At 57.7% G+C, this 13,483-nt stretch carries 17 protein-coding genes; 11 read left to right on the top strand and 6 right to left on the bottom strand.

What is annotated here, in order from left to right:
- The first annotated feature begins 4 nt into the window (after positions 1 to 4).
- From ARC85_RS14525 to ARC85_RS14480, 10 genes are all read left to right on the top strand, one after another.
- A complete protein-coding gene (locus ARC85_RS14525) occupies positions 5 to 337 on the top strand; it encodes a Na+/H+ antiporter subunit G (RefSeq protein ID WP_121207188.1) in 333 nt (110 codons plus the stop codon).
- A 120-nt stretch (positions 338 to 457) separates the two neighbouring features.
- Positions 458 to 2,767 (top strand): putative monovalent cation/H+ antiporter subunit A, encoded by a 2,310-nt coding sequence (locus ARC85_RS14520; RefSeq protein ID WP_286715237.1) that lies wholly within the window; start codon positions 458 to 460, stop codon positions 2,765 to 2,767.
- On the top strand, positions 2,764 to 3,189 hold the full coding sequence (locus ARC85_RS14515) for a Na+/H+ antiporter subunit B (RefSeq protein WP_286715234.1): 426 nt from the start codon (positions 2,764 to 2,766) through the stop codon (positions 3,187 to 3,189). The genes ARC85_RS14520 and ARC85_RS14515 overlap by 4 nt, the downstream gene beginning before the upstream one ends.
- Before the next feature lie 34 nt (positions 3,190 to 3,223).
- Positions 3,224 to 3,571, top strand: a complete 348-nt coding sequence (locus tag ARC85_RS14510; protein WP_183577713.1) for a Na+/H+ antiporter subunit C — start codon at positions 3,224 to 3,226, stop codon at positions 3,569 to 3,571.
- On the top strand, positions 3,568 to 5,082 hold the full coding sequence (locus ARC85_RS14505; RefSeq protein WP_286715231.1) for a Na+/H+ antiporter subunit D: 1,515 nt from the start codon (positions 3,568 to 3,570) through the stop codon (positions 5,080 to 5,082). The genes ARC85_RS14510 and ARC85_RS14505 overlap by 4 nt, the downstream gene beginning before the upstream one ends.
- Complete coding sequence (locus tag ARC85_RS14500) at positions 5,079 to 5,552, top strand: Na+/H+ antiporter subunit E (RefSeq protein ID WP_286715229.1); 474 nt, start codon at positions 5,079 to 5,081, stop codon at positions 5,550 to 5,552. Before ARC85_RS14505 ends, ARC85_RS14500 begins: the two co-directional genes overlap by 4 nt.
- Positions 5,553 to 5,562: 10 nt before the next feature.
- Positions 5,563 to 5,835 (top strand): MrpF/PhaF family protein, encoded by a 273-nt coding sequence (locus tag ARC85_RS14495; protein ID WP_011786304.1) that lies wholly within the window; start codon positions 5,563 to 5,565, stop codon positions 5,833 to 5,835.
- Entirely contained in the window at positions 5,828 to 6,238 is a 411-nt protein-coding gene (gene mnhG, locus ARC85_RS14490; RefSeq protein WP_222448906.1) for a monovalent cation/H(+) antiporter subunit G, read from the top strand. The genes ARC85_RS14495 and mnhG overlap by 8 nt, the downstream gene beginning before the upstream one ends.
- Before the next feature lie 66 nt (positions 6,239 to 6,304).
- Positions 6,305 to 6,586, top strand: coding sequence for a pyrimidine/purine nucleoside phosphorylase (gene ppnP, locus ARC85_RS14485; RefSeq protein WP_011786306.1), 282 nt, complete (start codon positions 6,305 to 6,307; stop codon positions 6,584 to 6,586).
- 63 nt (positions 6,587 to 6,649) lie between these two features.
- A complete protein-coding gene (locus ARC85_RS14480; RefSeq protein WP_011786307.1) occupies positions 6,650 to 8,296 on the top strand; it encodes a fatty acid--CoA ligase in 1,647 nt (548 codons plus the stop codon).
- An 82-nt stretch (positions 8,297 to 8,378) separates the two neighbouring features.
- Here the strand turns inward: ARC85_RS14480 and ARC85_RS14475 are convergent, their stop codons facing one another.
- The 4 genes from ARC85_RS14475 to ARC85_RS14460 form a co-directional block, all read right to left on the bottom strand.
- Positions 8,379 to 9,632, bottom strand: a complete 1,254-nt coding sequence (locus ARC85_RS14475; RefSeq protein ID WP_011786308.1) for a D-amino acid dehydrogenase — start codon at positions 9,630 to 9,632, stop codon at positions 8,379 to 8,381.
- Between the two features lie 42 nt (positions 9,633 to 9,674).
- Positions 9,675 to 10,034, bottom strand: coding sequence for a translation initiation factor Sui1 (locus ARC85_RS14470; protein WP_153741001.1), 360 nt, complete (start codon positions 10,032 to 10,034; stop codon positions 9,675 to 9,677).
- A gap of 20 nt (positions 10,035 to 10,054) precedes the next feature.
- Positions 10,055 to 10,582: a DUF4136 domain-containing protein gene (locus tag ARC85_RS14465; RefSeq protein WP_153741000.1), complete on the bottom strand. Its 528-nt coding sequence runs from the start codon at positions 10,580 to 10,582 to the stop codon at positions 10,055 to 10,057.
- A gap of 71 nt (positions 10,583 to 10,653) precedes the next feature.
- Positions 10,654 to 11,259: a YigZ family protein gene (locus tag ARC85_RS14460; protein ID WP_022991475.1), complete on the bottom strand. Its 606-nt coding sequence runs from the start codon at positions 11,257 to 11,259 to the stop codon at positions 10,654 to 10,656.
- A gap of 10 nt (positions 11,260 to 11,269) precedes the next feature.
- Between ARC85_RS14460 and ARC85_RS14455 the strand changes: the two genes are divergently transcribed.
- Positions 11,270 to 11,476, top strand: coding sequence for a hypothetical protein (locus ARC85_RS14455; protein ID WP_223268788.1), 207 nt, complete (start codon positions 11,270 to 11,272; stop codon positions 11,474 to 11,476).
- Here ARC85_RS14455 and ARC85_RS14450 read toward each other — a convergent pair.
- Together ARC85_RS14450 and ARC85_RS14445 are read right to left on the bottom strand one after the other, a co-directional pair.
- A complete protein-coding gene (locus tag ARC85_RS14450; protein ID WP_286715226.1) occupies positions 11,453 to 12,772 on the bottom strand; it encodes a sensor histidine kinase in 1,320 nt (439 codons plus the stop codon). The genes ARC85_RS14455 and ARC85_RS14450 overlap by 24 nt on opposite strands.
- On the bottom strand, positions 12,769 to 13,455 hold the full coding sequence (locus ARC85_RS14445; protein ID WP_199452380.1) for a response regulator transcription factor: 687 nt from the start codon (positions 13,453 to 13,455) through the stop codon (positions 12,769 to 12,771). The genes ARC85_RS14450 and ARC85_RS14445 overlap by 4 nt, the downstream gene beginning before the upstream one ends.
- Positions 13,456 to 13,483: the final 28 nt, after the last annotated feature.

Here is a 13,483-nt window from a genome sequence, read left to right as displayed (position 1 = left end):
CCCTATGAGCACCTTCGCTGAATACGCCATTTCCGCCATGCTGATTATCGGTGGCGTTTTTACTCTCATCGGTGCCATTGGTCTGGCTCGACTGCCGGATTTCTACACCCGGCTACACGGCCCTACCAAAGCCACCACGGTTGGCGTTGGCGCTATCGTGATCAGCTCCGTGATCTACTTCAGCACGCTTGGGCGAGGCATCGGGATCGAGGAAATCCTGATCACGGCGTTCCTGTTCATGACGGCGCCCATCAGTGCCAACTTCCTGGCAAAGGCCGCCATGCACCTGGAAGTCAGAACCTCTGAGAAAACTCGCGGTCAGACCTGGGATCAATAAGCCCTTTTCATTCAAGGGCTCAGTGAGCCTTTTGTTCAAAACAATCGTATAAATCAAAAGGCTACCGGCACCGATATATTTCAATACCCGTAAAGTCAGGTCTTTAAGGAGTCCTCTCCCATGATGTTACTGGCTGTGCTATCCGGTTTTATGCTGGCGGTCGCGGTACCGGCGCTATATCGTTTGGCAGGCAGTTACATCGGCTGGGTACTGGCTCTTCTCCCCGCCTCCCTCACCGCCTACTTCGCCAGCCTGATTCCCGCGATCCGTGGTGGTGAAAAGCTCCTGCTTGAAACGCCCTGGATGCCAGGCCTCGGGATTACCCTGGACTTCATGGTTGATGGCCTGTCCCTGGTGTTCGCCCTTCTGATCAGCGGCATCGGCACCTTCATTCTGATCTATGCAGGCTCCTATCTTAAAGGCCACAAAGACCTGGCAAGGTTCTACGTCATCATGTTGTCGTTCATGGCCTCGATGCTCGGGCTGGTACTCTCGGACAACCTCATTACCTTTTTTGTGTTCTGGGAACTGACCAGCATCACCTCCTACATGCTGATCGGCTTCAACCATGAAGATACCGAAGCGCGCAAGTTTGCCCTCCAGGGCCTGTTCGTAACCGCAGGTGGCGGGCTCGTGTTGATGGCGGGCCTGATCCTGCTGATTTTTATCACCGGGGATTCCTCCTTCTCGGGCCTTCTGGCGTCAGAACTGTCCATTCATGAGCACCCGTATTACACCGCGGCAGCAGTCTGCATACTGATTGGCGCCTTTACCAAATCCGCGCAGGCGCCTTTCCACTTCTGGCTACCAAACGCCATGGCTGCGCCCACCCCGGTTTCGGCCTACCTGCATTCTGCGACCATGGTGAAGGCGGGTGTGTATCTGCTGGCCCGCCTGAACCCGTCAATGGACGGAGACATGCTTTGGAGCGGCTCGCTGTTGGTGTTTGGTGCCGTCACTATGCTCACCGGCGCCTATCTTGCCTACAGCAGCACCGGCATCAAAAAGGTTCTGGCCTATTCCACGGTGATGGCGCTGGGCACCCTGACCATGCTGGTGGGCGTGGGGACGGAACTGGCCATCACAGCTTTCATCTGTTTCCTGGTGGCCCACTCGCTGTATAAGGGCGCCTTGTTTATGCTCGCCGGCGCACTGGACCACGAAACCGGCACCAAAGACATTACCAGGATGGGCGGCCTCAGGCATCGCATGCCCAAAACAGCCGTGATCACCGGCCTCACGGCCTTATCGCTGGCGGGCCTGCCGCCGTTGTTCGGTTTCGTGGCGAAGGAGCTGTTGCTGGAGTCGTTGTTGAATGCGCCGGTATGGCAAACCGGGCTGCTGGTGGCAGCCGTTCTCTCGGCCATTCTTGTGGTAGCCGTCGCCGGCCTGGTGATTATCAAGCCTTTTTTCGGCCCGGTTGTCAAAACACCCAAACTGCCCCACGAGGCTCCGTTTGCGATGCTCGTCGGCCCCGGTGTGCTGACACTGCTGGCCCTGATCTTCGGCGTCATGCCATCTTTACCCGCCAGTCTGGTTCTGGATGCGGCTATTTCGGCCATTTCCGGCTACCCGGTGGAAACTGCCCTCGCCCTCTGGCATGGCATTAACATTCCATTGATGCTTTCCGGTCTCAGTCTCCTGGCAGGTTCGTTCCTCGTGGCGGCCTGGCACAGACTTCAGCCAACCCTGTATGCGATGAATACCGCAGCCAGCCGATTCGGCCCGGAAGCCGGTTATTTCCGCTTAATGGAAGGGATCAGTCAGGTTGCTGGCTGGCAGACACGAATCCTGCAGAACGGCGTGCTCGGCACCTATTTACTGGTTCTGGTTCTTGTCACGTTTTCTCTGACGGGCTTCACGCTGCTGACGCGGCACGGTCTGCAGCTGGATTTCGACTTCAGCGACAGTTTTTTCTACGAATGGGGCATCGCGCTGCTGATTGTCGCGGCGACGGTTTTTGCCTGTGTCACCCGATCCCGCCTTAGTTCTGTGGCGTCGCTGGGGGTTGCAGGGTTTGGTGTGGCCCTGACCTTCATTCACTTCAGTGCCCCGGATCTGGGTATCACCCAACTGCTGGTGGAAACGCTCACCGTCATCCTGCTGGTGCTGGTACTGTTTCGGTTGCCACCGTTCGCCAAGCTCTCCTCTTCCTGGGAACGTTACCGGGACCTGTCTGTCGCAGTGTTTGCAGGCGTGGTGATGACACTCATTATGATGGCGGTACTGGATATTCAGTACTTTGACAGTATTTCCAGTTACTACGTTGAAAACAGCTACACCCTGGCGTTTGGCAAGAATATCGTCAATGTCATTCTGGTGGACTTCCGGCAACTGGACACCCTCGGAGAAATCTTTGTACTGGGCCTTTCAGCAATTGGCGTCTACTCCATGATCAAGCTCAGGGCGGAGGATCAGTACAAGTCATGAAACCCAATACCCTGATCCTTCACACCGCGGCACTGGCGATCATGCCGCTGCAACTGATGTTCTCGGTTTTCCTGCTGTTGCGCGGGCACGATGAACCTGGCGGCGGCTTCATCGGCGGCCTGGTCGCCGCAAGCGCGTTTGTCCTCTATGCCTTCTCCTTCGGCGCGCAAGCTACCCGGAAACTCCTCAGGGTGCACCCCAAAGATCTCCTGGCAGCCGGCCTGCTGTTCGGACTGGCCTCAACCATTCCGGCCCTGCTTTCCGGCCAGGCCATGCTGACTGCCCACTGGTGGGAGCTTCCGCTGCCTGGAGACAGCTACCTGAAACTATCAACCGTTCTGGTCTTCGACATTGGTGTGTATCTGGCGGTGCTGGGAACGCTGATGGCATTTTTGATCGGTCTGATGGAGGTTGAGGGATGATTCGAACACAGGCTACGAAATGGAGAAGCTCACTATGGAAAGCGTGATGGCCCTTGTGGTTGGCGCCCTGTTCGCGGCCAGTATCTACATGATGCTCAGGCGCTCCATCGTGAAAATCGTTATTGGCCTGATCATTCTGAGCAATGCGGCAAACCTGCTGATTTTCGTGGTTTCGGGTTTAACCCGAGGCGCTCCGCCACTCATCGCTGACGGCGCAAAGCAGGTAGCGGGAGCAGTAGCGGATCCATTGCCTCAAGCTCTCATCCTTACCGCTATTGTGATCGCGTTCAGCGTTCTGGCCTTCGCTGTGGTTCTGATCCGCAAGGCGTATGAGGTGGTGGGCACCGACGATCTGGACAAGATGAAGGATACCGACACTTGAACCTGGAAGTTGTTCTCCCGATTCTTATCCCCCTGACTGCGGGCGCTCTATCCCTGGCTTTGTGGCGATCGGTTCAGCTGCAACGTCTGGTTAGCGTGGTGGCCACCGCTCTTTTACTGGTCGCCAGCATCTGGCTGATGCGTTCAACCATCGACAAAGGCTTTCTGGTGGTGGAAATGGGCAGTTGGCCGGCGCCGTTCAGCATAGTGCTGGTAGCGGACATCCTCAGCGCCATCATGATTGTGCTGACTGGCATTATCGGGCTCGCCATCGCTATCTATTCTCTGGCTTCAACGCCTCCGGGCCATGAAAGGTTCGGCTACTACCCGCTGATGCACCTGTTGCTTGCCGGGGTCGCTGGCGCCTTTCTGACCGGCGATATATTCAACCTCTTCGTCTGGTTTGAGGTCATGCTGCTGGCATCCTTTGCCCTGCTCACCCTCGGTGGCGAGCGTGCCCAGATGGAAGGCGCTATCAAGTACGTTACCCTGAACCTGTTTTCATCGGCCCTCTTCCTGTCGGCCGTTGGCCTGCTGTACGGCATGGTGGGCACCCTCAACATGGCGGATATCGCCCAGAAGGTAAGTCGGGTTGATGATCCAGGCATGATCACGGTGGTGTCGCTCATGTTCATGGTGTCGTTCGGTATCAAGGCAGCGGCATTCCCATTGTTTTTCTGGCTCCCGGCCTCGTACCACACTCCTCAGGTCGCGGTCTCAGCTCTGTTCGCGGGATTGCTGACCAAAGTCGGGGTGTATGCGCTCTATCGGGTATTCACCCTGATTTTCACCCAGGATGTGGAGTACACCCACACCATCCTGCTCTGGGCGGCCGCTCTGACCATGCTGACCGGTGTGCTCGGCGCTGCCGCGCAGTTCGAGTTCCGGAGGATTCTATCCTTCCACATCGTCAGCCAGATCGGCTATATGCTGCTGGGACTGGCGCTGTTTACGCCCCTGGCACTGATTGGCGGCGTGTTTTACATCATGCACCACATCATCGTTAAAACGAATCTGTTCCTGGTGAGCGGCATCACCTACCGCCTGCTGGGCAGTTATGACCTGAAAGACCTGGGTGGCGTGTATCGGCAGCGACCTTATCTGGCGCTGTTATTCCTGATCCCGGCCTTGTCGCTGGCCGGCATTCCGCCTTTATCCGGTTTTTTCGCCAAGTTCGTTGTTGTCCGTGCCACACTGGAATCCAGTGAATACCTTATCGCAGCGGTGGCCCTGCTGGTGGGCTTGCTGACGCTCTACTCCATGATCAAGATCTGGGCGGAAGTGTTCTGGAAGAAAGTCCCCGAGCACGTTACCGACACCAGACGGCTCAATGGTGACATCAAAGACCAACGCAGTTGGGCCTACTACACCCCGGTGGTGGCGCTTGCGGTGTGCACTCTGATTATCGGCCTCTATGGTCAGCCCATATACATGCTTGCAGAATCCGCCGCCGAACAGCTGATGAACCCGCAGCTTTACATCGCAGCCGTTCTGGGAGGGCAGCCTGAATGATCGGCCTGTTCTGGAATTTACTGCTGGCTCTGGCCTGGGTAACCCTCACGGGCAGCATCACGGCCATGAACTTGCTGGCAGGTTTTATCTTTGGCTACGTCGCCCTCATGGTGCTGCAGAAACAGGTGCCGGTGTTGAAAGGGTATTCCCGCCGGATTCCCCGTCTCGCCGCTTTCCTGGTGTATTTCCTGAAAGAACTGGTGAAGTCGAATCTGCGGGTCGCCTATGACATCGCAACGCCCGTCTGGCATATGAAGCCGGGGGTGATCGCGTTTCCGCTCCGGGCTGAGACCGACATGGAAATTCTGTTTGTCAGCAGTGTCATTTCTCTCACACCCGGAACACTGAGCCTGGATGTCTCTGACGATCGGAAGGTGCTGTTTATCCACGCCATGTTTCTTCACGACGAAGAGCAGCTCAGAAGCGACCTGAGAGAACTCGAACGCCGAATCCTGAAGGTGACGCGCTAGGAGGCCAGTCATGCTGAATGTGGTGATCAATATTGTCTATCTCATGCTGTCACTGGCGTTGCTCTTCGCCTTCATTCGGCTCACCCGGGGGCCATCCCTGCCGGACCGGGTGGTCGCACTGGAGCTGATCGCCTCCATCGTGGTCGGCTATGTGGGAGTGCACGCGATTGACACCGGCGTGGCCAGTTTTCTGGATGTTGCCATTGTTATCGCTCTGACTGCCTTTCTGGCAGCCATCGGCTTCGCCAGATTCGTCGAGCGGGGAGGCGTAAAGAATGATTGAAATACTGGTATCGGTCCTGCTCCTGGTGGGCGCTGCTTTCATGGTACTGGCCGCCATCGGCGTTCTGAGGTTGCCCGACCTTCCCACCCGCATGCACGCCACCACCAAAGCCGGTGCCCTGGGCGCCATGATGACCATGGGTGGCGTGGCGTTCTATTTCGGGGACAGTACCGTGGCCGCGCGGGCGGTTGCCATTGTTATCTTCATTTTTCTGACAGCTCCGATCGCCGCTCATGTCATAGGCCGGGCCGGTTATTTCACCGGCGCCAAACTCTGGGCCGGCACCATCAAGGATGAGCTGCAGGAACGATACGACCCGGTTACCCACAAACTCAATAGCGGGCTCGAGGAGCTCAAGCACGGGCAGCCAACCCGAACTGGAAAAGGTACCTCAAACCAATAGTTTGTGATTGGCAGCACAGGAATTTCCAGTATAGTAGGCTGCAAACCATTTCAAGGAATACCAGACATGCTGACAGTCAATGAATACTTCGATGGCAAGGTAAAATCAGTGGCTTTCCAGTCCAGCACACTGCCTGCCACAATCGGTGTTATCAGTGCCGGGGAATACGAATTCGGCACCTCAGAAAAAGAAACCATGACGGTCGTCAGCGGTGAACTGACCGTGCTGCTGCCAGGCCAGCAAGACTGGCAAACCTTCGGCGCCGGCGAGAGCTTTGAGGTAGCGGGGCAAGCAAGCTTCAAAGCAAAAACGGATGCCGATACTGCTTATCTCTGTACCTACGGATAAGCCCCACTCAGCCCGTCTTTCTTACCGTGACAACAAACATAAGCAGAGAAAGAGGACAACAACATGGCTCAACCCCGAATTCTCAAACCGGCTGACAATGCCCACCAGTACCAGCTCCTGATCAAGCGGTTACTGATGTCCGGCCCCCGCTACAACCCGGACCAGGAAATCGTTTACGCCGATCGCAGCAAGTACACCTACAAGGACCTTGTCGAACGCATCCATCGACTTGCCAATGCCCTGACAGACGCCGGTATCAAACCCGGCGATACCGTGGCTGTGATGGATTGGGATACCCCACGGTACCTTGAGTGTTTCTTTGCGATTCCGATGATTGGCGCCATACTGCACACGGTCAACGTGCGCCTGTCGCCGGAGCAGATCGTTTACACCATGAACCACGCCGAAGACGACGCGGTACTGGTGCACGATGACTTCCTGCCCATCATCGAGGGCGTGAAAGACGAGATCAAAACCGTCAAAACCTGGATTCAGGTAACCGACAGCGACAAGCCGGGCAACGCCTCTTTCGACACCCACGGCGAGTACGAAGCCCTGCTCGCGGGGGCCAGCGACCACTTCGACTTCCCCGATTTCGACGAGAACAGCGTCGCCACCACTTTCTACACCACCGGCACCACCGGTAACCCGAAAGGCGTGTATTTCAGCCACCGCCAGCTGGTACTGCATACGCTTTCCATGGCCGGCAGCATCTCCCATTTCGACGAAATGCCGCTGTTGCGTTCATCCTCGGTGTATATGCCGGTTACGCCCATGTTCCACGTTCACGCCTGGGGCGTGCCTTACGCGGCCACCATGATGGGAATAAAGCAGGTCTATCCCGGTCGCTATGAACCCGAGTTGCTGGTGGATCTGCTCAAGGAGCACAAAGTCAGCTTCTCCCACTGCGTGCCCACCATCATGCAGATGATGATGGCCACCGAGTCCATCAAGACCGCCGACCTGAGCAACTGGCATGTGCTCATCGGTGGCAGCGCCCTGACCAAAGGCCTGTGCGATGCGGGGGCGAAACTGGGCATCAAGATGTTCACCGGCTACGGCATGTCGGAAACCTGCCCGCTGCTGAGCACCACGCACCTCTCCCCGGCGGATCTTGAACTGCCCCTGGAGCAGCAAACCGCAATCCGGGTGAAGACCGGTAAAGCCGTGCCCATGGTGGAACTGGAAATTGTCGATCCTGATGGCAAACCGGTACCCCATGATGGCGAAGCCAAAGGTGAAGTGGTCGCCCGGGCCCCCTGGCTGACCCAGAGCTACTTCAAACAGCCGGACAAAGGCGAGGAACTGTGGGAAGGCGGCTGGTTACACACCGGTGATGTCGCCTCCATGGAGCCGGACAACACGCTGACCATCAAAGACCGCATCAAGGATGTGATCAAGACCGGAGGCGAATGGCTGTCGTCGCTCGACCTGGAGAACATGATCAGCCAGCACCCTGCCGTTGCCGGGGCTGCGGTGGTAGGTGTGCCCGATGAGAAATGGGGGGAACGTCCCTACGCCCTGATCACCCTGAAGCCCGGAGAATCCATCTCTGAGCAGGATATCAAGCAGCACCTGCAACAGTTTGTCGACAGTGGCGACATTAATAAATGGGCGATTCCCGAGCAGATGCGTTTTGTGGAAGACATTCCCAAGACCAGCGTCGGCAAGATCAACAAGAAATTGATTCGAGATCAGTTGAAAGACTAATCTTCCGGGGAAGCAAAAACGCCGGCGTCCTGGCAACAGACGCCGGCGTTTTTATTTGTGCACTGCCGGAATCGTCGGCTGCTCAGAGACCGGAGAAGGTGAAGTCCACCTCGGGACTCTTGCCAGCCACAATATCCGCCAGAGCGGCCGCCGAGCCACAGGAGTGGGTCCAGCCCAGGGTACCGTGCCCGGTATTGAGGTACAGATTGCTGAAGTGGCTTTTACCGATGTAGGGCACATTGGATGGCGTTGCGGGCCGCAAACCGGTCCAGAATTCGGCCTGATCCCAATAGCCAGCCTCGGGCATGACTTCCGCAGCCCGACGGACAATCGCCCGACAACGGGTAAAGTTCAGGTCGCGACGGTAACCGTTCAGTTCTGCCGTGCCAGCGACACGCATTCGGTCGCCCAGGCGCGAGTAAACCAGCTTGTATTCATCGTCGGTCAGGCTGACGTTAAAGGCCGCTTCTTCGTTTTTCACCGGCACGGTAATAGAGTAGCCCTTGGCCGGATAGATATTCAGGAACATCCCGAGCTGGCGGGCAAGTACCGCACTGAAACTGCCCAGGCTCAACACATAGCTGTCCGCCCGAAGGGTGTGGTGTTTGCCGTCCTTGAGCGCCAGCACTCCAAGGATCCGGTCACCCGCGCGATCAAAACCCAGCACTTCGGTGCCGTATTCAAAAGCCACCCCGGCTTCTTTACATTTCTCAGCCAGAGCCTGGGTAAACTTTCGGGCATCGCCGCTTTCGTCATCGGCGGTGTAAGTCGCGCCGGCAATACGATGACGGATCGGTTCAAGGGCCGGCTCCAGCTCAACCGCACGACCAGCATCGATAACCTGACGGTCACAGCCCAGATCACGCATGATGCGGGAAGGTTCCAGAGCCGCATCGAATTCGGCAGGGTTGGTGTAGAAATGCAGAATGCCCTTGGCTAACTGGTCATAATCGAGATTCAGTTCGTCTCGCAGTGACTGCAGGCATGTACGGCTGTAAGTGCCAAGATTGACCATCTGGCGGATATTATGGGCGGCTTTGGCAGAGGTACACTGAGCCAGGAACGACAGCGCCCAGCGCCACTGGTAAAGATCCATCCGCGGCCGGAACAACAGTGGGGCATCCGGCTGGAAAAGCCATTTTGCGACTTTCAGGGGCGCCGAAGGATTGGCCCACGGCTCGGCATGGGACACCGATACCTGCCCGCCATTGGCGTAGCTGGTTTCCAGCCCTGACTGGTTCTGTCGGTCGACCACGGTTACCTGGTGCCCCTGTTTCTGCAGGTACCACGCGGTGGTGATACCAACGACGCCTGCCCCAAGTACCGCTATGTGCATGCCTGCCTCCCCTGATTGATCAACTGTGGTAGTTTCAGAACGTTAGCCGCCCGCGCGCTTGACGGTCCAGCCTTTCTGCTCCAGTAACGGCACCAGAATATCTCGCTGGTCGCCCTGTATCTCCACCACGCCGTCTTTTACTGTACCACCTGTACCGCATTTGGCCTTTAGCTGTTTGGCGTAGGCTTTCAGTTCTTTGTCGTCGAGCGGAATACCGGTCACCAGGGTCACGCCCTTGCCTTTGCGCCCCTTTGTCTCCCGGCTGACGCGCACAATACCGTCTCCGGCCGGCCTCGGCGCTCCCCGGCAGGTGCAGTCATCCACCGGGTTACGGCACTCCGGGCACATCCGCCCCTGGTCCGTGGAGAACACAAGGCCGCCCTTGCGCTTGTTCATACCCATGATTACGCCTTTATCTGCAATCAGTTCAGGCCCGGAGGGTATTTGGAAAACATTTCCGAGACAACCTCGTCAATCAGTTTCCGACGGGTTTCCGGCGACTGGTTTTCATTGAGATAGCGTCGACTCGCGGCTTGCCAGACCACTTCCTCGGTGGTCCGATCAACCATTCTCACCACCAGTTTGCCCTCGGTTACCTCTCGCACTGGTGGCGGCGATGAGAGGCCCCAGCCGAAGTTGCCATGGCCGAACCCGAACCCCAGGCCAACGCCTACCTGCTCAAGCCGTTCCTCGGCCACAATCTGCCAGCTGATCAGAAGATCAGCTTCAGTTTCCGTCACTTTTTTCATGGCCTTCCGGTTCAGCTCGCGCTCTACCGCGTCCCGAACCCGGGCGTCATCCAGCGAGGTGAAACCAGAGTCCTGGGCGTTGCTGGCAAAGGCCCAGCTGCTGTAATTGCCAAAAACGGTGGCTGGATTGTAGTCGGTCACCACATTGCTGGCACAGCCGGTGATGGCCAACGCCAAAGCAGCGATCATGATAATACGCATAGGCTTAACTCCGTTGTTCCCATATGTCTCCAGTATACGCGTGCCCAGGGCTACCGGCCTGCCTCAGTCAGTCAGGTTTCAAAACGGTAATCCATCTTCTGGGACTCGCAAAACGCGCTGAAGTCCTGTTGCTGAGCCACGGGCAAGGAAACGCTGGCTGTCACCCGCGTAGTATAGGAAATCGCGTCGATGCGCCCTTCATGCCCGTCGCACCAGTGCCGCAGCGGTTGCTCATCGGCAAACCCGAACTGCACCGTTGCCTGCACACGTGCCTGCTGCACCACGCGGTCAACGGCGGACAAGACACTTTCAGCGGCGCCGGCATAGGCCCGAACCAGGCCACCGGCTCCAAGCTTGATACCACCAAAATAGCGGATAACGATCACCAGCACGTCTCCCATATCCTTGTGCTGGATCACGCCCAGAATGGGTTTGCCGGCGGTTCCGGAAGGCTCACCATCATCATTCATGGCAGCCTCGGCCGCAGAGCCGGGCCGGCCGATCTGATACCCCCAGCAGACATGACGGGCATCGGGGTAGTCACGGTGGGCCTGGTCAACGTATGTTCGTACGTCGTCCCGGTCACTGACGGGATACACTCGGGCAATAAAACGGCTTTTCTTCACTTCCGTTTCCCGCTCAAGGTATCCTGCAGGAATCGGGTAATCCTTACTCATGGGCGATCCTATGACGACCGAAGACAACGAACAGACCCAACCCGGGACCGCGGCCCCTGCGCGGATACGTAAGGCCGCCTGCGGCATCCGGTTTGATGAGGACGAGCTGCAGGAAGGCATTGATTTTTCTGCCGCCAGCAAGCTGAAACCGGGCAGTGACAACGCACCGGATCAAAGCCCGAACGCCGATTCCTCAGCCTCCGACAAAGACCGGTAGCTCAAGGATCACTTCCAGGCCACCCTCGTCCCGGTTGCGGGCACTGATGTGCCCGTTGTGGGCCTGAATGATATCACGGGCAATAGCGAGCCCCAGCCCCCAACCTTTGCCACCACGGGATTTGTCAGCCCGGAAAAAAGGCTCAAACAAGTGTTGTAGCAGGTCTTCAGGAGCACCCGGTCCCTCATCAGCGACGATCAAACGGATTCTCTCATTGCCCGTGGACAGAGAGAGCTTCACCGATTTGCCCGGCGGCGTGTGATCCAGGGCGTTTTGCAGCACGTTATCAAACGCACGCTGCAATAAACCACCGTCGCCAAGCACAGACACCGCTTTGCTCTCCTCCGAGGCCACCAGTTTGCAGTCCACGCGCTGGTGCTCAGCATAATCGGCGGCATCCTGAAGCACGTGATTGACCAGGACCATCGGCTTGACCGGCTCACGCGCCATATCATCGCCGTTCTCGGACACCCGGTACAGGGTCAGAATCTGGCCGGTCATGGTTTCCAGCCGCTCGTTCTGGCGCAGAATACTGGTCATCAATGCCTCATCGGCGCCGCTGTCCGAAGCCAGTTCAATCGCCACCCGCTGGCGTGCCAGCGGGGTACGAAGATCATGGGAGATATCCCGCAACAGCTGGTTCTGACGGTCCAGCAGCTGGCACAGCCGGTCTGTCATACCGTTGAATGCCGTCGCCAACTGGCCCACTTCATCACGGCGCCGGGCAATGCGACCAGCAACCCGCAGACCAGTATCCCCCCCGGCAATCGCCCGGGCGGTTCCCTCCATGTGTCTCAACGGCCGCGAGACCATTCGCGCAATCCACCAACAGGCCAGGGAGATCAACAGGAACGCCAGCCCCATCTCCACAAACCGGAACATTCTCGGGTCCAGCCAACCATCGCCGCCCATCCGGGGCCAGGCAACTAGCTGATAGCCCTCCTGCAGATCCAGAACGGCTGGTTTGTGGGGGTACCAACCGGACTGTATACGTTCCCGAATCGCCCGGGGCAGTCGATGCTGGCCCTGCTCCTTTTCGATCAGCATCAGGTGCAAATCCAGGCGTTCACCTTCCGAACGCAAAAAGCGCCAGGCATCCCCCCGACCCCGCTGTTCACGAATGACTAGAGCTTCGCGAGCCAGTTCCTGTAAACCCACCTGGCGTTCAATCGCCTGCCGTTCCCGGTCCAACAGATAACGCGAGGCAAGGTGGCTGGCCACCACGGTTACCGCCATGGCCAGCCAGATGGATAGAAAAATCCGCCAGAACAGAGGAAACATGAAACGCTTCATCATGTGGGTATCCGGTAGCTGTATCCCAGTCCTCGCACCGTCTCGATGCGGGGTGGGTCATCATTGCCCAGTTTCTTGCGAAGATTGCTGATGTGCATATCCAGAGTGCGGTCGTAGGCCTCAAGGCGGCGCCCCAGCGCCCACTGCATGAGATCGGTCTTGCGGACCACACTGCCGGCATGGGCCAGCAACACCTGAAGCACTTCATACTCGGTGCCCGTCAGTTCCACGGGCGCGTCATTCTGGTAGATGCGGCGCTGGCCGGGCTCCACCCGCAAGTCGCCATAAGTCCGGCTGGCGTCTACCTCGGTTTTCTGATCCCAGGCGATACGACGAAGCAGGGCCTGAAGCCGCGCCACCAGCTCTCTGGGATTGCAGGGCTTGGGAATGTAATCATCGGCGCCCACTTCAAAGCCGACGACTCGGTCGGTTTCATCGCCACGGGCCGTCAACAGGATCACGGGTAGGTGCGTCTTGCCCCGAAGTTGCCTCAGAACATCCAGACCATTGATATCGGGCAGCATGATATCGAGCACCACAATGTCACAATCCTGGCCCAGAGCGAGAGCCAGTCCATCACGACCATTGGCGGCCTCACGCACACTGAAGCCCTGGCTGGCAAGGTAACGGGCCAGCAGCTCCCGTAACTCGTCGTCATCTTCAATCAACAGTACCCGGTTCTGCATAGTCTTCTCTCTGGGATGTGACGGCCAC

The sequence above is a fragment of the Marinobacter sp. tcs-11 genome, assembly GCF_002049515.1.
Classification (GTDB): Bacteria; Pseudomonadota; Gammaproteobacteria; order Pseudomonadales; family Oleiphilaceae; genus Marinobacter; species Marinobacter nauticus.
The sequence above is the reverse complement of the archived record's forward strand: the minus strand, read 5'-3'. Positions and strand labels throughout refer to the sequence as shown.